The organism is bacterium, assembly GCA_021372515.1.
Lineage (GTDB): Bacteria > Gemmatimonadota > Glassbacteria > GWA2-58-10 > GWA2-58-10 > JAJFUG01.
This window is the reverse complement of record JAJFUG010000072.1, coordinates 16,951-35,555: the sequence shown is the minus strand read 5'-3', so window position 1 is coordinate 35,555 and position 18,605 is coordinate 16,951. Positions and strand designations below refer to the sequence as shown.

The 18,605-nt window shown below is 63.8% G+C and carries 16 protein-coding genes; 4 read left to right on the top strand and 12 right to left on the bottom strand.

All coding sequences use genetic code 11. The features are described 5' to 3' along the window. Positions 1–40 precede the first annotated feature (40 nt). The 3 genes from LLH00_07180 to LLH00_07170 form a co-directional block, all read right to left on the bottom strand. The gene (locus LLH00_07180) at positions 41–829 is read right to left on the bottom strand and encodes a slipin family protein (protein MCE5271053.1); all 789 of its coding nucleotides are present in this window, start codon (positions 827–829) and stop codon (positions 41–43) included. 70 nt (positions 830–899) lie between these two features. Beyond that, positions 900–2,297: a nodulation protein NfeD gene (locus tag LLH00_07175; GenBank protein MCE5271052.1), complete on the bottom strand. Its 1,398-nt coding sequence runs from the start codon at positions 2,295–2,297 to the stop codon at positions 900–902. Between the two features lie 164 nt (positions 2,298–2,461). After that, positions 2,462–3,082 (bottom strand): nucleotide exchange factor GrpE, encoded by a 621-nt coding sequence (locus tag LLH00_07170; protein ID MCE5271051.1) that lies wholly within the window; start codon positions 3,080–3,082, stop codon positions 2,462–2,464. Positions 3,083–3,380: 298 nt separating this feature from the next. Here LLH00_07170 and LLH00_07165 point away from each other — a divergent pair, with 298 nt between their 5' ends. After that, entirely contained in the window at positions 3,381–3,626 is a 246-nt protein-coding gene (locus tag LLH00_07165; protein MCE5271050.1) for a DNA-directed RNA polymerase subunit omega, read from the top strand. A 311-nt stretch (positions 3,627–3,937) separates the two neighbouring features. Here the strand turns inward: LLH00_07165 and LLH00_07160 are convergent, their stop codons facing one another. After that, positions 3,938–4,945 carry a hydroxyacid dehydrogenase gene (locus LLH00_07160; GenBank protein ID MCE5271049.1) on the bottom strand — a complete coding sequence of 336 codons (1,008 nt, stop codon included), beginning with the start codon at positions 4,943–4,945 and terminating at the stop codon, positions 3,938–3,940. 298 nt (positions 4,946–5,243) lie between these two features. Between LLH00_07160 and LLH00_07155 the strand changes: the two genes are divergently transcribed. Next, entirely contained in the window at positions 5,244–5,516 is a 273-nt protein-coding gene (locus tag LLH00_07155) for an integration host factor subunit beta (GenBank protein ID MCE5271048.1), read from the top strand. Positions 5,517–5,605: 89 nt separating this feature from the next. Here LLH00_07155 and LLH00_07150 read toward each other — a convergent pair whose 3' ends face one another. From LLH00_07150 to clpB, 6 genes are all read right to left on the bottom strand, one after another. Then, positions 5,606–6,301 carry a carbohydrate-binding family 9-like protein gene (locus LLH00_07150; GenBank protein MCE5271047.1) on the bottom strand — a complete coding sequence of 232 codons (696 nt, stop codon included), beginning with the start codon at positions 6,299–6,301 and terminating at the stop codon, positions 5,606–5,608. Then, the gene (locus LLH00_07145; GenBank protein ID MCE5271046.1) at positions 6,301–7,128 is read right to left on the bottom strand and encodes an AAC(3) family N-acetyltransferase; all 828 of its coding nucleotides are present in this window, start codon (positions 7,126–7,128) and stop codon (positions 6,301–6,303) included. Before LLH00_07145 ends, LLH00_07150 begins: the two co-directional genes overlap by 1 nt. A gap of 242 nt (positions 7,129–7,370) precedes the next feature. After that, complete coding sequence (groL, locus tag LLH00_07140) at positions 7,371–8,999, bottom strand: chaperonin GroEL (GenBank protein MCE5271045.1); 1,629 nt, start codon at positions 8,997–8,999, stop codon at positions 7,371–7,373. Positions 9,000–9,092: 93 nt separating this feature from the next. After that, the gene (gene groES, locus LLH00_07135; GenBank protein ID MCE5271044.1) at positions 9,093–9,377 is read right to left on the bottom strand and encodes a co-chaperone GroES; all 285 of its coding nucleotides are present in this window, start codon (positions 9,375–9,377) and stop codon (positions 9,093–9,095) included. 118 nt (positions 9,378–9,495) lie between these two features. Then, complete coding sequence (locus LLH00_07130) at positions 9,496–9,747, bottom strand: zinc ribbon domain-containing protein (GenBank protein ID MCE5271043.1); 252 nt, start codon at positions 9,745–9,747, stop codon at positions 9,496–9,498. A gap of 233 nt (positions 9,748–9,980) precedes the next feature. Beyond that, complete coding sequence (clpB, locus tag LLH00_07125; protein MCE5271042.1) at positions 9,981–12,590, bottom strand: ATP-dependent chaperone ClpB; 2,610 nt, start codon at positions 12,588–12,590, stop codon at positions 9,981–9,983. 397 nt (positions 12,591–12,987) lie between these two features. Here clpB and LLH00_07120 point away from each other — a divergent pair, with 397 nt between their 5' ends. Both LLH00_07120 and LLH00_07115 read left to right on the top strand, forming a co-directional pair. After that, entirely contained in the window at positions 12,988–14,562 is a 1,575-nt protein-coding gene (locus LLH00_07120; GenBank protein ID MCE5271041.1) for a hybrid sensor histidine kinase/response regulator, read from the top strand. Between the two features lie 9 nt (positions 14,563–14,571). Beyond that, a complete protein-coding gene (locus tag LLH00_07115) occupies positions 14,572–15,969 on the top strand; it encodes a sigma-54 dependent transcriptional regulator (protein ID MCE5271040.1) in 1,398 nt (465 codons plus the stop codon). A 106-nt stretch (positions 15,970–16,075) separates the two neighbouring features. Here LLH00_07115 and LLH00_07110 read toward each other — a convergent pair whose 3' ends face one another. Both LLH00_07110 and LLH00_07105 read right to left on the bottom strand, forming a co-directional pair. Further along, positions 16,076–17,263 carry a hypothetical protein gene (locus tag LLH00_07110; protein MCE5271039.1) on the bottom strand — a complete coding sequence of 396 codons (1,188 nt, stop codon included), beginning with the start codon at positions 17,261–17,263 and terminating at the stop codon, positions 16,076–16,078. Between the two features lie 18 nt (positions 17,264–17,281). Then, positions 17,282–18,559 carry an SLBB domain-containing protein gene (locus tag LLH00_07105; protein ID MCE5271038.1) on the bottom strand — a complete coding sequence of 426 codons (1,278 nt, stop codon included), beginning with the start codon at positions 18,557–18,559 and terminating at the stop codon, positions 17,282–17,284. Positions 18,560–18,605 lie beyond the last annotated feature (46 nt).

Here is an 18,605-nt window from a genome sequence, read left to right as displayed (position 1 = left end):
GTATCCACCGGTCCGGCCGCCAGAGGGCCGGACCCGGATTTCATTTCTGTTCCGGCTCGTCCGGGCGCTTGCTTCTTTCCATCAGCTCGATGAACGGCTTGAACAGGTCGATGGGCACCGGGAAAACGAGAGTGCTGTTGTTTTCCGAGGCCACCTCGGTCAGGGTCTGAAGGAACCTGAGCTGCAGGGCCATCGGATGCTTACTCATGACTTCCGACGCCTCGGCCAGACGGTGGGAGGCCTGGAACTCGCCCTCGGCGTTGATCACCTTGGCGCGGCGGTCCCGCTCGGCCTCGGCCTGGCGCGCCATGACCCGCTGCATCTCCTGCGGCAGGTCCACGTGCTTGATCTCCACCGTGGAAACCTTGATCCCCCAGGGGTCGGTGTGACGGTCCAGGATGTCCTGCAGCTCCTCGTTGATTTTATCCCGCTGGGCCAGCAGCTTGTCCAGCTCGGCCTGGCCGAGCACGCTGCGCAGCGTGGTCTGAGCTAACTGGCTGGTGGCGTACATGTAGTCTTCCACGTCGATCACCGCGCGGGCCGGGTCCATCACCCGGAAATAGATCACCGCGTTGACCTTGACCGACACGTTGTCGCGGGTGATCACATCCTGCGGCGGCACGTCCATCGTGATCGTGCGCAGGCTTATTTTCACCATGCGGTCCACCAGCGGGATCAGCAGGATCAGCCCCGGACCCTTGGGCTCCGGCAGCACGCGACCCAGGCGGAACACCACGCCGCGCTCATATTCCTTGACGATCTTCACCATGCTGGTCAGGAGCATCAGGAAGAAAACCAACAGGATGAAAAATGCGGGTAAATATTCCATTGCATCCTCCTCGCACTGCCGTTGAGGACAGCCCCGGCCCGCGCACCCGCACGGACCGTTCACGAATGGATCAGTCAGTCTTTGCGCTTTCCAGCGGTTCCACGGTCAGCAGCAGGCCGCTGACCGATATCACGCGCACGCTCTGTCCGTCCTCCACCCTGCGGCCAGGGCAGACAGCGCGCCATATCTCTCCGTGCACGAAGACCTTGCCCTCCGGCTCCAGCACGCCGATCACCTTGCCGGTCGAGCCGATCAGCCCCTGGCGGCCTGTCATGGCGCGCCGTCGGTGCGCCTGCACGGTCTTGCCGACCACGAAGACGAAAAAAGCCACCGTGGCCGTTACCGTGGGGATGAGCACGCTCCAGGACACGCTGACCTCCGGCATGGTGGGTGAACCTCCTCCCTTGAACAGCATGATCGACCCCAGGACCAGCGACAACACGCCGCCCAGGGTCAGAAGGCCGAAGCTGGGCACCTTGATCTCCACGATGAACAAGATGGTGGCGAACACGATCAGCAGCACCCCGGCGTAGTTGATCGGCAGGGTCTGGAACGCGTAAAAGGCCAGGATGATGCAGATGCCGCCCACCACCCCGGGCAGGATGAGCCCTGGGTTGGACAGCTCGAAATACAGCCCCACCAGGCCCAGCAGGAACAGGATATAGGCCACGTTCGGGTCGGTGAGCATGTCGAGCAGGCGGAAACGCCAGGAGTACTCGTAGGTCTCGATCTGCGCCCCGGCCAGGGCCAGCCGCACCGTGTCGCCCGGGCTCAGGGCCACCGCCCGGCCATCCAGCGAGTCCACCAGGGCCTCGACGCTGGGGGCGACCAGGTCGATCACCCGGCGCTCCAAGGCCTCTTTCTCGGTTATCGACACGCTGTAGCGCACCGCCGAGTCGGCCCAGGCCACGTTGCGGTCGCGCTGCTCGGCGATGGTCTTGATGAAAGCCGCGGTGTCGTTCAATATCTTCTGGCTCATGGTCGAGGTGCTGTCTTCTTTGGCCGCGCCTGTCAGACCGATCGAGACCGGGTGCGCCGCCCCGATGTTGGTCCCCGGGGCCATGGCCGCCACGTGGGCCGCCAGTGTGATGAACACCCCGGCCGAACCGGCCCGGCTGCCCGAGGGGGCCACATAGACCGCCACCGGGATACGGCTGCCCAGCAGCATCTTGACTATCTCGCGGGTGGAGCTGAGCATGCCGCCGGGAGTGTCGAGCTGGATCACCAGCAGCGTGGCGTCACGGGCCTCGGCCCGCTCCAGGCTGCGCCGGATGAACTCCTGGCTCACCGGGCCGATCATGCCGTTGATCACGGCCACATCCACCCGCGGCGTCCCGGAAGGCTCCTTCGCGGACAATCCGGCCGCGCCGAGAATCAGAGCCAGCAGTGTAAGCAGCCCGGCCCCCGCCCTGGAAAAGCGGCGCGCCGCCCGGCTGAAAACAGTCCCATCGGATGAACGATGCCCCATAGCGCCACCTTGTCAGGATTATTCGGCGTGGACCTGTTTCATCCGGCCGCCCGAGGCCCGGGGAGAAACACGAAAAACACGGGGAATCCGGAATAGCTCCCCAGCATGATGATGCAACAAAGGCGGCGCGCTGTCAATAAAAGTCGGCGCAGCGGGCGTCCGGCTCAGTCGCCGCCGAACATCCCCACCTGCACCCGCGCCGGGCGGATCACGGTGGAGCCCATGCGGTAGCCCGCCTCCAGCACCTGCACCACGGTGTGGTCCTGCTCCCGGCTCTCCACCGGGGCGGTGAGCATGGCCTCGTGCTGGTGCGGGTCAAACGGCACGCCGGTCTCCTGGATCGGCTCCACACCCTGGCGCTGGAGCACGCCGGCCAGGGACTTGTGGATCATCTCGATGCCCTGGACGAAATCGCGGTCCAGGCTCTCGCTGCGCTCCTCCACGTGACGGAAAAAGCGCTCGAAATCATCCAGCGTGGGCAGTATCTCGCGCAGGACCGTGGCTTTCACGTGGGTGCTCAGCTCGGTGCGCTCGCGCTCGGTGCGCTTGCGGAAATTGGCGAACTCGGCCTTGAGCCGCAGGAGCTGGTCCTCCAGGGCAGTCACTTTCGCCTGCTGTTCATCCTCCACCGGGGCCTCGGTCGCCACCGCGGCCTCCCCGGCCTGGGCCTGCGCCGCCACCGACTCCCCAGCCGCGGCCTGCGTCTCGTCGCTGTCCGACGCCGCAGCCCCGGCTGTACTGTCCAGCGGCTTGTCCTCTTTCTTCTGTCCTTTTCTGAACTTCATCCTTCAACTCCTCCTTAGGCATCCGGTTTGGTCTGTCGCGCCGCCCGGGCGCAGTCCGCAAGGGCCAGGCCCCTTTGCCGCCCCCCCCTCTGAGCACGTGTCCCGTCGTGCGGCTTGCCAGCCGGGCAGTCACAACTCTTGCCAATTCAACCCATTCATGTTAGAATACAGCTATTGGACGAAGAACAATATAATTCCGAATGCCGTCCGCGACAACCCGTTGACTATGATTTCACGGCGGATCGGGTGGCGGTGTCCGGATAAATTTGTCCTTGAGCCGATACTGGAGGTTGAGCCGATGCTGGTAGTGACCCCGGAAGACCTGAGCAAAGTGACGCCCTCGAAGTACATGGCCTGTGTGGTGGCGGCCAAGTACGCTCGCAAGCTGCACGACCAGAAGCGCGAGACCACGCAGTTCATCGAGGAGAAAGTAACCACTGAATCTCTCCGCCGTCTCTGCGCGAACGACCTTAATTTCGAGATCGTCAGCCGGCGGATGAGCAAGAAAAAGCCGAAGTCCCTGTTCCCGGAAGCCGCCTCCTGAGCGGAGCGGGACAGGAAAAAATCATAAAAAGGGGTTGCCCGCGGTGTACCGGGGCGGCCCCTTTTTGCGTCCGGTTACTCCTGTGAAAAAATCGAAAACCCCGTGTCGGCAGATCGATTCTCCAAAGGCCTGGTCGCCTGTCGTAGGGGCGGGATATATCCCGCCCGGAAAAGCCTTTCGGGCACGGTCTGCCGTGCCTCTACGCTGAACAGCGACACAACTGTGGAGAATTGGATAAATAAAAAGGCACGGTGCACCGTGCCTTTTTATCAAAAATCTGTCGGAAGACAACGCTCCGCCCGTGGGCCGGCTCAGGCCATGTAGGTGAAACGCTTCTTGTCGATGACGCCGCGCACCGGCTTGCCGGAGAAGAAATTGCGCAGGTTGTCCACCGCCTCCTCCATCATCCAGATACGCTGCTCGGGCACCGGACCGCCGGTGTGCGGGGTGAGCAGCACATTCGGCATGTCGCGAAGGGGATGTCCGGCGGCCGGCGGCTCGGGATCAGTTACATCAATCGCGGCCTGGAACCTTCCCGTGCGCAGCTCCTCCACCAGGGCCTGCTCGTCGATCAGGGCGCCGCGGGCGTTGTTGACCAGCACCGCGCCGGGCTTGATCAGTCGCAACAGGTCACGGTTCACCATGTGACGGTTGGCCGGGGTGTTGGCCGCCGAGATCGTGATCACGTCGCACTGCGAGAATATCTCCTCCAGGCCCTTTTTCACCAGTCCCATGGCGGCGGCCTCCGCCTCGCTCATATGTCCGCTGTAGACCCACAGCTCCACGTCGAACGGCCGCACGAGCTGGATGAACTCGCGTGAGATCTGGCCCAGGCCAACGATGCCGACTTTCTTGCGCAGCAGGCTGCGGTTCTGGTCCGGGTCATAATCCCACCAATTCTCGTCCTCCTTGATCCACTCACGGAAATGGAACAGGCCGCGCAGCAGGATCAGCGACACGGTGAGGGTGTGCTCGGCCACTGGCTTGGCCATCACGTTGGAGGCGTTGCAGAGGACCACCTCCGGCTTGAGCTCGAAAAACTCGGGCGCGATGAACGGCCGCACCTCGCCGCCGCAATGGGAGATGATCTGCAGCCTATCCATGCAGGCGACCACCTCGCGGTCGATCATGGGGGTGTTCCAGGTGGTGAGCACCGCATCCCGTCCGCGGTAGAGGGCGCAATACTCGTTCCTGGGCAGGTCGGCCGGGTCGACCACCACTTCGATGTCGGCGAAGGCGGCGAGTTGCTCGAGCATGCGGCCGGGCAACAGGAAGCTGCGGTAGCGCTCACGCACCGGGACGAGGATATTCGGTCGCATCTTGATCCTTTCAGCACAGGGGTGGTCAGGCCAGCCGGGGGAGACTCCCCGTTGAAAAGCGAAATTTAGCCTATCCGCTCCGGCCTGTCAATCCGGGTTGAATTCCGGACCTGCAATTCGGCTTTGAAACGCTCTCAGCGGATTTTTTTCTTGCACAAAAAGCGGGAATATTTTAGAATAAATACTTGAATTTACGCCAGTAACGAGAGTGTGCGGACCGGACGGACGGTAGCATGCCCGGTGTCAGGCCGGTTAATATCAGAATTGAATCTCAATAAATCAGTGGAGGAATCGCGGTATGACCAAGGCGGATATTGTCGAGACGATCGCGGAAAAAACGGGTTTCACGGCAAAAGACGTAAAGATCATGGTGGAGCAGTTTCTGGACGAGGTGAAAAACTGCCTCTCCTCCGACAAGCACCTGGAAATCCGCGGGTTCGGCACGTTCAAGGTGAAGAACCACAAGGCGCGCAAGGCCCGCAACCCCAAGACCAACGAGGAAGTCCAGGTCCCGGCCAAGAAAAAGGCGGTCTTCAAGGTGAGCCGCGAGCTGAACAACGCGCTCAACTGAGAACGGTCCACCGGAATCACCGAAGCAAAAAGAAGCTCCGCCGGATGAAGCCATCCAGCGGAGCTTCGGCTTTTCGGGGCTGGAAATTCTCAACGGAAAATAAAGCGTCCGAAACGCGCCGGAACGTGGAAATCGGGACGGCCGGTGGGGCTGAACGAGCTCTCCTCCGACTTGTCGCCGTCGATGTCGATGCGGAAGAGGTTGCCGCGCCACTGGTCGCCGGGCCTGGGCGGCACGTTGGCCCCCAGGAACATGTCGGCGAAACGGATCGCCATCTCGCAGCACCAGAGCCCGGGGCCGGAGGACGGGTCGTTGAGCCGTCCCTCCTGGATCGTGACCGCGTGCTTGAAGCTGCCGGGGTTCCAGCCGGTGAAGCCCTGGAAACGCTCGCCGCGGCCCTCCGAGCCCGAGACCGGGGCGTCGTTCAGGATCACGGCGTCGAACGAGGTGTTGAGCGGGTTGACCTCCAGCTCGTAGTAGATCGTCCCCCGGCCGATGGGGTCGAGGAAAATCTCCACCACCTCCTCGTTGTAGATCGGGTCATCGTGGCCGGTCAGGGTGCCCCAGATGTGCGGGTCGCGGCTGAGGAAGCCCACGTACAGCCACTGGTCGTCGTAAAGCATCCGCGCGCGGGTGCCCCAGAGCGGCGCGCCGCCGTCGGAGTTGAGTTTCAGCTCCACCTCCGGGGCCGCTTTCCAGGCCGGCTCGTCCATCCGCCCGTCCACTACTATGGGGGACTGGGCGCGGTAAATTTCGTAAACAGGCAGCTCGCGCTCGGGGCTCATCAGACTTTCTCCTTGCGTTCGGGTCGGCCGGCCTCTTCCCAGCGGCGCACCAGCTCACGGGCGGCCGGACAGATCGTACAGTCATCGTAATGGCAGAGAAACTGCGCCGGGTCCTCACGCATCATGGGCACGGCGATATCCAGCATCTGGTCGGCGCGGGCCAGGACCGAATCGGCATCGCCCACCTTGCCGGTGCGCAGCAGCCCGTGCCGCTTCATCTCCTCCTGCACCAGCACGAACCCGTCCGAGTCACCCGGCACCTCGCGCGGCTCGCTCACCACCAGAGTGCCGTCCGTGGCCCGGGCGGTCAGCGGTACATCGTAGCCCTTGTAGGCCAAGTCAACATAAGGCACATCGGCCAGGACCTCAGCCAGGTGCAGGATGCTGGAGGTGTTGAAATTCGTCCCGATGTGCAGCACCCAACCCTTGTTCCGGGCCAGGAGGTCCAACGGGCTGCCCCGGCCGATATAGGTCCGGCCGCGGTGCGCCTCGGCTATTTCCTGAGCGCGCGGCCCCAGGATTCCCACCGAGTGGGTGGGGTGCGGCGAGCGCGCCACGCCCGGCCAGCGGCGGAACGTTTCGGGGATCAGGCCCAGGTAGGTGGGCTCGGTGGCCAGGTCGATGATCTCCTGCCTGGCCCGGACGAACAGCGGCATGAACAGCATGCCCTCCGGCCCCAGGGTGTCGAGCAGGGCCTGGATCACTGTGGTCGCGCCACCCTCGACCCAGCCGAGGGATTTCATCGAGCTGTGCACCATCACCCAGTCGCCCTCGCGTAAGCCCAGCGAGCGCAAATCCCGGGACAGACTTTTCCTGTCGTGAGCCATGGCCTTAAGACCCATCCTTCTGAACTGAATTGCCGAACCAGCAATGATAAAAAACCGACAAGTGGAATAAACCCGTACATATTAGTTTATTTGAGCAAACTAATCAAGCCCCACGACCGGGCGGTCCTGCCGGAGGCGCGGTGTGGAAATAAAAAAGGGGCGGGTCTTCAGACCCGCCCCCACGCGACCCGCGGGTCACCCCGCGAGCCGTTTCAATCTCAGTGCTTCCAGTCCCGGCCCGATCAATACATGTCAGGCGGCGGACCGGCGTGGCCGGCCTGAGCGGACTTCGGCTCCGGCTTCTCGGTCACGGCGCACTCGGTGGTCAGCAGCAGCCCGGCGATAGAGGAGCTGTTCTCGATGGCGATACGGACCACCTTGGTCGGGTCGATCACGCCGGCCTTGACCATGTCCTCGATCTTGTCATCGGCGGCGTTGTAGCCGGTGTTCTTGCTGGTGGCTTTCTTGATCTGCTCGACGATGACCGAGCCCTCGACGCCGGCGTTGGCGGCGATCATGCGGCAGGGCTCCTCGATGGCGCGCTTTATGATGTCCACGCCGATCTGCTCGTCGGGGTTCTTCAGCTTCAGTTTCTCCAGAGCGGGCAGGGTGCGGATCAGGGCCACGCCGCCGCCCGGCACGATGCCTTCCTCGACCGCAGCCTTGGTGGCATGCAGGGCGTCCTCGACGCGGGCCTTCTTCTCCTTCATCGCCACCTCGGTGGCGGCGCCCACGTTGATCACGGCCACGCCACCGGCCAGCTTGGCCAGGCGTTCCTGCAGCTTCTCGCGGTCGTAGTCGCTGGTGGTGTCCTCGATCTGCTGGCGGATCTGGGCGATGCGGCCCTCGATGGCCTCCTTCTTGCCCGCGCCCTCGACCAGGGTGGTGTTGTCCTTGTCGATGGTGACGCGCTTGACCTTGCCCAGGTCACCCAGGACCGCGTTCTCCAGCTTCAGGCCGACTTCCTCGGAGATCACCTTGCCGCCCGACAGGGTGGCGATGTCCTCGAGCATGGCCTTGCGGCGGTCACCGAAACCGGGGGCCTTGACCGCGGCGACTTTCAGGACGCCACGGATCTTGTTCACCACCAGGGTGGCCAGGGCCTCGCCCTCGATGTCCTCGGCGATGATCAGCAGGGGCTTGCCGCTCTGGGCGGTCTTTTCGAGCACGGGCAGAAGGTCCTTCATGGCGCTGATCTTCTTGTCGTAGATCAGGACATAGACGTCCTCGAGCTCGCACTCCATCTTCTCGGGATTGGTTACGAAATAGGGGCTGATGTAGCCGCGGTCGAACTGCATGCCGTCGACGGTCTCCAGGAAAGTCTCGCTGCTCTTGGATTCCTCGACCGTGATCACGCCGTCCTTGCCGACTTTCTCCATCGCGTCGGCGATCTTGTCGCCGATCTCTCTGTCGGAGTTGGCGCTGATCGTGCCGACCTGGCAAATTTCATTCTTGCCCTTGCAGGGGGTGGAGAGCTTCTTCAGCTCGGCCACCACGACTTCCACGGCGGCGTCGATGCCGCGCTTGATGCTCATGGAATTGACCCCGGCGGTCACGCTCTTGAGGCCCTGCTTGAAAATGGCCTGGGCCAGGACCGTGGCGGTCGTGGTGCCGTCACCGGCCACGTCGCTGGTCTTGGAGGCCACCTCACGCACCATCTGGGCGCCCATGTTCTCGAACGGGTTCTCCAGGTCGATTTCCTTGGCTACGGTCACGCCGTCCTTGGTCACGGTCGGGGCGCCGAATTTCTTGTCGAGAATCACGTTGCGGCCCTTGGGGCCCAGGGTGACCTTGACCGCATCGGCCAGTTTGTCCACGCCGCGCATCAGATCGGTGCGGACGTCATCACTGAATTGGATCAACTTCGCCATTGTGTTTCCTCCTTGGGAAGACCCGCGCCCGGCCAGGCCGGAGGCGGATCGGATACCTTTCACGATTTACTTTTTTCAGCGGAATCGAAGCGTTCAGATGACCGCGAGCACGTCGCTCTCACGCATGATCAGGTACTCCTCACCGTCCACCGTGACCTCGGTGCCGGAATACTTGCCGTAGAGGACCTTGTCACCCTTCTTCAGCTCCATCTTTACCGGCTTGCCCTCATCGCTCATCTTGCCGGGGCCCACAGCCACTATCTCGCCCTGCTGGGGCTTTTCCTTGGCCGTGTCGGGGATGATGATGCTACCCTTCTTCTGCTCGGTCTCTTCGAGGGGCTTTACCACCACTCGGTCAGCCAGGGGTTTGATCTTCATGCTGCCACCTCTCGTATTATGGGGTTAATTGATTCTACAGCACGGCAGTACTGCATTGATTGAAACACTGTGTTAGCACTCGGACTGCCAGAGTGCTAACAAACGGAGTAAAAAAATTTCAGCTCTTCGCGCCGGCGCTCGGGCAGCTCCCCGATTCGGAACAGGTCGAGCAGGATGAACCGTTGGACTTGTTCTTGTAATCCGTGGCGTAGAAACCGCTGCCCTTGAACACGAACGCCCCGGCGCTCATCACCCGTGTCACTTTAGAGCCGCCGCAGCTTTCGCAGTGCAGCTCGGGCTTCTCGTTTATCCCGTGCAGGACCTCGAACACCTTGTTGCAATCCGCGCACTGATACTCGTAGATCGGCATACCCACCTCGCTCGCTGGAATGTTCTCAGCTCTTCCATAGTTGCAAATCACATACCAGAAAAGCTCAGCCGGGGATCGGTCCCCGGCTACCTCCAACCAATATATACCTTTATCCGTGGAATGCCAAGCTCATTCTGCATATTCGCCTCAACCGGTCGCTGTCCGTATGGCAGACTGTCACTGCCATACAGACAGCGCCGATGGGGGCTTGGGTCTGCCAGGACGGCAGAGCGTTACGCTGCCGCTGGGCCCTCCAGGCGGTTGAACAGCACAGCCTCGCCCTGCGGGTCCAGCGAGGCCAGCAGGCGGGCGCCGCGGGGCGGCTGGTTCTCCAGTATCCAGCGCGCCAACGGGTTCTGCAGGTTACTCCGCAGCACGCGCTTGAGCGGCCGCGCCCCGTAGAGCGGGTCGTAGCCCCGGGCGGCCAGGCTCGCGCGCAGCGCCGGGTCGAGGCTCAGTTCCAGTCCGCGCTCGGCCAGAACGGAGTCGAAACGGGCGAGCTGGATGTCGATGATCCGGTCGATATCCTCGCGGCTGAGCGGGTTAAAAATGATAATATCATCCACCCGGTTGAGGAACTCGGGCTTGAACGTGCGCCGCAGCTCCTCCAGGGTCTGCGCCTCCGCCGCGGCGCGCCCGGCCTCGCCGGCTGCGGCCAGGGCCGCGCCGCCGAGGTTCGAGGTCATGATGATCACCGTGTTCGAAAAGTCCACCGTGCGGCCCTTGGCGTCGGTCAGGCGGCCGTCGTCCAGCATCTGCAGCAGGATGTTGAACACGTCCGGGTGCGCCTTCTCGATCTCGTCGAACAGCACCACCGCGTAGGGACGGCGGCGCACCGCCTCGGTGAGCTGGCCGCCCTCCTCGTAGCCCACGTATCCCGGCGGGGCTCCCACCAGGCGCGCCACGGCGTGGCGCTCCATGTACTCCGACATGTCGATCCGCAGCACCGCCTCCTCGCTGTCGAACAGGAAATCGGCCAGGCTGCGGGCCAGCTCGGTCTTACCCACACCGGTGGGCCCCAGGAAAATGAAGCTGCCAATGGGATGGCGCCCCTCGGTCAGGCCCGCGCGCGCCCGGCGGATTGCGTCGGACACCGCTCGCACGGCGTCGTCCTGGCCCACCACGCGGCGGCGCAGACGCTCCTCCATGTTCAGCAGCTTGTCTCGCTCGCCCTCGAGCAGCTTGTCCAGCGGCACCCCGGTCCACTTGGAGACTATGGCCGCGATGTCGGCCTCGTCGATCTCTTCGCTCAGGATTTTCTTTTCCGCCTGCAGCTCGGCCAGGTGCGCGCGGGCGGCCTCCAGGTTCTTTTCCATCTGGACCAGGTGCCCATAGCGCAACTCGGCGGCGCGGGCCAGGTCGCCGCGCTTCTCGGCCTCGGCGGCCTCGCGGCGGGCCTGTTCCATGCTCTCGCCCAGGTCCTGGATCTTCTTGATCTGCTCCTTCTCGTTCTGCCAGTGCAGCAGCATCCCGCGGCGCTCCGATTCCAGCTCGGCCAGCTCGGTCTCCAGGCGCGCCAGGCGCTCACGGCTGCCCGGGTCGCGCTCTTTCTTGAGCGCCTCGCGCTCGATCTGGAGCTGCACGATTTTGCGCTGCACAGCGTCGATCTCGGCCGGCAGGCTGTCGATCTCGATGCGCAGGCTGCTGGCCGCCTCATCCACCAGGTCGATGGCCTTGTCGGGGAGCTGGCGGCCGGTGATGTAGCGGTGGCTGAGGGTCGCCGCGGCGATCAGGGCGGCATCCTTGATCCGCACCCCGTGATGCAGCTCGTAGCGTTCTTTCAAACCCCGCAGGATCGAGATCGTGTCGGCCACCGAGGGCTCGGCCACGTAGACGAGCTGGAAACGGCGCTCCAGGGCCTTGTCCTTCTCGATGTATTTCTGGTATTCGGCCAGGGTGGTGGCGCCCACGCAACGCAGCTCGCCGCGGGCCAGGGCGGGCTTGAGCATGTTGGAGGCGTCCACCGCCCCCTCGGCCGCTCCGGCCCCGACCAGGGTGTGCAGCTCGTCGATGAACACGATCACCTCGCCGCCGGAGTCGCTCACCTCGCGCAGGACGGCTTTCATGCGGTCCTCGAACTCGCCGCGGAACTTGGCCCCGGCCAGCATCTGGCCGATATCCAGGGCCAGCAGGCGTTTGCCCTTGAGGCCCTCCGGCACGTCGCCGTCCGCGATGCGCTGGGCCAGGCCCTCCACCACCGCGGTCTTGCCCACGCCCGGCTCGCCGATCAGCACCGGGTTGTTCTTGGTGCGCCGGCTCAGGACCTGGATCACCCGCCGTATCTCGTCATCCCGGCCGATCACCGGGTCGAGCTTGCCGGCCCGGGCGGCCTCCAGCAGGTCGCGGCTGTAGCGCTTGAGGGCCTGGAACTTGTCCTCCGGGCTCTCATCCATAACTTTCTGCGTGCCGCGCAGCTCGGAGAGCGCCCGCAGCAGGGCGTCGCGGCTGGCCCCACAGGACTTGAGCGCCTGGGCCGCACGGTCGCCGCCCTCGCCCAGGGCCAGAAGCAGGTGCTCGGTGCTCACGTACTCATCCCCCATGCGGCCGGCCTCCTCTGAGGCGCGCTGAAGGGCGCGGCGGAACGCCGGGCTGGGGGCCAGCTCCAGGCCCTCGCCGCTGGTCCGGGCCTGGCTGTCCACCAGACGGCGGGCCTCGGCGCGCACCTGGGCCAGCGGGATACCCACTTTCTGGAACAGCGGCTCCACCAGGCCCTCGTGCTCCTCGGCCAGGGCCAGCAGAAGGTGGGCGGTGTCGATTTCGGGCGCATGTGACTGCTGCGCGTTCTGCGCGGCCCGCTCCAGGGCCTCGCGGCATTTCAGGGTCAGCCTGTCCATCCTGTTCATGAATTATCCTCCTGTTCCAATCGTGTTTCTTCGTGCATTTTTCCTCTGCAAGCTCTCCCCGACCGCACCCGGCACCGTACAAAGCCTGCAGCATTTCTATTCCATCCTTCAATAAACTCAATTTCCATGCCAGGGATCACTGGCAGAGACAGCTCGCTGTTAAGCCAGATTTTCTCGGTCCTTACGAATGCCGGGGGTGAATCCGCGCCCCGCGAAGGCGGGCCGTCATCCGCCATTCTGGCAGACTGCCAAAGGCAACCCGCACCTAAAAGGCTTGACATTTAGGCTTTTCTGTAAGATATAATTCATGCAGCCCCGGCAGGAGACGATCCTTCCGGTCGCATCGGGAACTATCTTCGGGCACGCTCACCCCAATCCGCTCCGACAGGCAAGGACAATGAAAGTCCTGATCGTGGACGATGACAAAAATATCCGTGGCATGCTGGGCTCATTTCTGGCCAAAGTCGGCTGGACAGTGGTCGCCGCGGGCAGCCCGGATGAGGCGCAGGGGCTGTGCGATGACTCGGTGGATGTGGTCATCTCCGACATCCGGATGGAAAACCAGAGCGGCGCCGACCTTCTGGCCGGTATCCGCGAAACATATCCCTGCCTGGAAGTGATACTGATGAGCGGGTACGACGAGGCCCGCGAGATGATCGAGCGGATGGGGCTGAAAGCATTCGCCTACCTGAAAAAGCCTTTCGACCTGGCCGAGCTGAACCGCCTTCTGCTGGCCGCAGTGCGACAGCGTGACAAAGCCCTGCTCGAGCTGCGTCTCGGCGAAAGCAAGACCGGCTTCGGGAGCGGGGCCGCGGATGACGGCGCGCGGGAGGGACTCCCTCCGCTGGACATTCTGCCGCTGCCGTTGCTCACTCTCAACGCCGACCTGGAGGTGACCGCCTGCAACCGGCCCGCAGCGGCGCTGTTCAGTCGGACGCCGGAGGAGATGTCGGGCCGTAGGTTTTGCCAGCTCGTGCGGATGGGGCAGTCCTGCCGGACCGGCAAACCCGGCGCGGCTGCGGGTGACTGCCCCCTGTACGCCGCCGACAGCCAGGGCGAGCCCTGCGTGCGCTGCGGAGCCGACGCGTTCTATTTTGTGCCGGACAGCACCTCCGGGGTGACCCTGCGCGCGCTCTGCCGACAGTTGGGAGCGCAGGCGGACAACCAGCGCCTGCTGCTGCTCGAGGACATCACCAACCAGAGCGAGGCGGATTTCCGCGAGGAACTGATCACCCGGCGGATGGTCATGGGCGAGATATCGGCGGTATTCTCGCACGAGTTCAACCAGCCGCTGAACGCCATTTCATCTTACCTTCAGCTGTTGAAATACCGCCTGGACGAGGGACGCGAAATCAAGCCGGAGGAGCTGGCCGTGATGTGCCAGGAGATGCTGTCTGAGGTCGGCCGGATAAACTGCATGATCCAGATGGCGCGCGAGTCAGCGGCACAGAGGCGGGAGGGCGCGCCCCTGGAGGCGATCAACCTGCGCAATCATTATTTCCGCTTCATCGGGCTGCTGCGCGGGCATATCCTGCGGCGCGGGATTGAGCTGGAGGAGGAGTTCCCGGCCGATCTGCCCCTGGTGGCGGCCACTCCGGTCGGTCTGGGTAAAGTGTTCGAGTGCCTTCTGCTCAATGCGATAGATGCGATAAGCGCCGCCAAGGCGGCCGGCTCCGGAACGCGGGGCGTGATCAGGGTCAGCGCCGCTCCGCAGGAACAGGAGGGACGGCCGGGAGTCAGGGTGCGGGTCGAGGACAACGGCGTGGGAATCCGGCCCGAAATACGTGACAGACTGTTCGAACCGTTTTTCTCCGGCAACGATAAAACAGCGCGGCCGGGACTTGGCCTGACCATAGCGAGCGGAATTCTGCACGGCTTCGAGGGACGAATCGAGCTCGACACGGAGCAACGGGAGGGCGCCTGCATGTCTTTCTGGCTCCCGTTGCCGGGCAACGAGAATGCTGCAGGATGAGGTGATCCGATGCAGAAGGAAACGAAAGCTTTGCATGTCCTGGTGGCGGACGATGAAAGATCGGTCCTGAACACGGTGGTCATGTACCTGCGGGAGCGGGGCTACCTGGTGGAATACGCCGCGGACGGGCCGAGCGCTCTGAAAGCGGTGGAGGAAAATTCGCCGGACGTGGTCTTGTCGGATGTCAAGATGCCGGGCATGGACGGACTTACCCTGCTGAAGAAAATCAAGGCCGTGGACGACAAGATCGAGGTCATCCTGATCAGCGGGTTCGGGGACATGGACCTGGTGATCCAGGCCCAGCGCGCCGGGGCTTTCGATTTCATCCGCAAGCCCATCGATTTCCGCGACCTCGACATGGCCCTGGAGCGCACTGGCAAATACCATCAGTTGCGCTGGCAGAAACGTCAGGCCGCCGAGCAGATCGGCCTGATGGAAAAGAGCTCGGCCCTGAGCGGAGAGATCGACAACATCATCGGCGACAGCGCCCCGATAGGCCACATCAAGAACCTGATCCGCAAAGTGGCCCAGACCGACCGCACCACGGTGCTGATCACCGGCGAGACCGGTACGGGCAAGGAGCTGGTCGCCCGGGCGATCCACCGCCTGAGCGGACGGGCCGAGCACCCGTTCATCCCGGTCAACTGCACCAGCCTGACCCACGGCCTGGCCGAAAGCGAGCTGTTCGGGCACGAGCCGGGGGCGTTCACCGGGGCGCGGGGGCGCAAGGCCGGGTTCTTCGAGCTGGCCGACAAGGGCACCATTTTCCTGGACGAGATCGGGGACATGGAGCCCAGCCTGCAGAGCCGCCTTCTGCGCGTGCTCGAAAACTACAGTTTCTTCCGGGTGGGCGGCAAGCGCGAGATACGAGTGGACGTGCGGGTGGTGGCCGCCACCAACCGCGACCTGCACGAGCTGTCGCGCGAGGGCTCGTTCCGCCTCGACCTGCTCCACCGTCTCGAGGTGTTCACCATCCAAACCCCCTGCCTCAGGACCATCCCCACGGACATCAAGAACCTCTGCGCCTCGATGATCCGCTTTTTCAACCGCGAGCTGAAAAAGAACATCCAGGGCATCTCGCCGGCCGTACTCGAAATGCTGAAAGTCTACAGCTTCCCGGGCAATATCCGCGAGCTGCGCAACATGATCGAGCGGGCCATGATCCTGGCCAACACCCAGCAGCTCACCCCGGAGGATTTCCCCAACCTTCAGGACAGGCACGCCTGGCAGGCCCCCACTTCGAGCAAGGTCGAGGTGGAGCTGATGCCTCTGGAGGACATGGAGCGCATGCTGCTGAAGCGGGCGCTGGAAAAAGCCGGGGGCGTGAAACTGCGCGCTGCGGAGATACTGGGGATCAGCCGGGAATCCCTGCGGCGCAGGATGGAGAAATACGGGTTCCAGGACTGAGGTGCGGGACGGGAAGGTCTGGCGGACAATCACGATAGGGAAATACGAGGGGCACGGCGCGCGCCGTGCCCCCAATTTTTTATCTGGATATCAAGCTGCGGGCGGGTCAGTCCTCTTTCAGGAAGCTGAAACGCGCGGCGGCCATGACATACAGCAGGCTCAGCAGCACCGCGGCCGCGGTGCTGATCGCCGTGTTGAGCAGGCGCTTGGGACGGCTCTTGTACTCGGGCAGGTTGGCCGGGTCCAGCACGATGGCGCTGGGGATGTCATCCGCCTCGTTCAGGCGGGCCTCCTCGAACTGGGCCGCCAGCAGGGCGTACATCTCCTCGTGGATTTTCACCCCGCGGTACAGGCGCATGTAGTCCATGGCCGCCTCGGGGATATCGGCCAGGGGCACGGTGAGCTTGCCGGCATTCCGCGTGGTGGCGCCGTTGACCTCGGCCCGGATGCGCGCTATCGCGCGGTCCATCTCCTTGATCGCCGCCTCCAGGCGACGGACATCGGGGTGGGCCGCGGTGTAGAAATCGCGCTTGATCTTGAGTTGCACCATCTGGCTCTCGCGCTCGGCCTCCAGCAGGGCCAGCATCTCCATGGTCCCCCGGAGCGGGGCGGTCACTATCTCGGCCAGGCCCTTGGCCTGCTCCTCCGGATCGATGATGCCGAATTTTTTCTGCATCACCACCAGACTGTCCTCCAGATCGTGGAGGTACAGCCGTTCCTCCTCCAGGCGGTCCTGCAGGAAACGCCTCCGTTTGGTGGCGGAGAACATCCCGCGGTCGAGGATGACGTTGTTGAGCTGGATCACGTACTCGCGGGCCAGGTCGCGGGCCAGCTCCGGGTTTTCCCGGGCCTCCACTTTCACCACGATATGGCCCTCGGGCGGGAAATCGATCCAGGTGTGACGGGCCAGCTCCTTGCGCGCCAGGAAACGGTACTCGGTCTTGTAGACCTTCATCAGGTCGTACTTGTCGATCAGCGAATCCGCCACGGTCTGGCTGTTGAGCGCCACCACGAACAGGAACTGCGAGGGGTTGATCCCGGCGATGCCGCTGGCCAGACGGCTCAGGCCGCCCGGCATGTCGGAGGCCCGGGACAGGAGCATGCCCATGATGCCGAAACCGCTCTTTTCCTGGGGCGGCATGATCACTGTGGTGGATTCGTACCATTTGGGCAGGATAAGGAAATTCACCAGCAGGGCGACCACCGCGGTCACAGCCCCGACCACAGCCGGGATACGCCAGCGGCGCCCGATTATCGAAAGCATCTGCGGCAGGTCAATCGTTCTGTCGGCCAAAGCTCTCCCCCGCGGTGATTATCTTGCGGCGACCGCGATCAGCACACCCACCAGTGAGATCAGCGGGGCCAGCGTGCGGTCGAGCCAGCGTACTTTTTCCGGGATGTACAGCATGTCGCCGGGATACAGACGGTCGGTGGCGGACACCTCGACCGTACGGCCGTCGCTGCGCCGCACCTTGAACTTGGTCGTGCTGCCGTACATACTCGGACCGCCGGCCTGTCCCAGGTAATCGAGGGCCGTGAACCCGCTCTGGTACAGGTAGCGCCCGGAGCGGGTGACATTGCCGGTGACATAGACGAAAAACTGCTGTGTCGGGAATTCGATGGTCGAGCCGGTCTCAAGGGGGGTTTGCAGCATGGCCTCATCCAGGTCGGCCTGGCGCTCGGCGCCGCTCTTGGAAACGATTCGCACCCGCACCTTGCCGCCCACGCCCTCCACATCCGGCTGGCCGACCAGGGCCAGAAGGTCGCCCAGGGTCTCGCCGGGGTTGATCTCCACCCGGTGCTCGCTCATCTCGTCCTTCGAGATGTCGTTGATCTTGATCGAATCGGCCCCCACCAGGTTGATGAACCGTCCGCGCAGCAGCACGTAGTCCTCCACCTGCGGCACCTCCAGGATGCAGCCGTCCACCAGGCGCGGGTTGAAAGCCGGGTTGCCGGTGGCCACGAAAGCCAGCAGGTCGGCGCTGGTCAGGGGTTTGTGGTCGCGGTCGAACAGGTGCAGCCGGCGACGGGAGCCGCCGGACTTGATGCCCTCGGCGGCGCGCACCAGGTCGCTCACCCGGTCGAACGCGCTGTGGTAGTAGGTGCCGGGCTTGTTGACCGCCCCGACCACGTAGGCCCGGAACAGGCGCGGGTTGGTCAGCGAAAGCTGCACCCTCGCCCCGGTGAAGAAACGTGCACACTGGACTCCCAGAAGCTTCTCGGCGTTCTCCAGGCTCAGCCCGCCCACCTCGACCGGCCCCACCATCGGCACCAGCAGACGCCCCTCGGCCGAAACGACCAGCGGATAGGTGTAGTACTCATCACCGGCCCAGATCGAGACATCCATCTCATCGCCCGGGCCCAGGCAATATGCGGAGCGGTCCACCATGCCGTCCAGCGGCACCCGTTCACCCGGCTGCACGGTGCTGACCTTGTTCTGCAGCATTTGCTTTCTTTGCTCCATAGCCTGCTGCGCGGCGTTCTGGTCCAGAATGTCGGAGCGGCTGAGCTGGGCGGCGAGCGGCACCGGGCCGGTCAGACTGAGGGCTGCGCAAAGGGCGAGGAGGGCAAGGGTTGAAAAACAGGGCATCGCATTCTCCGCAGCATTGAGGCCTCGGCCCCAGAAAGAAACCGAA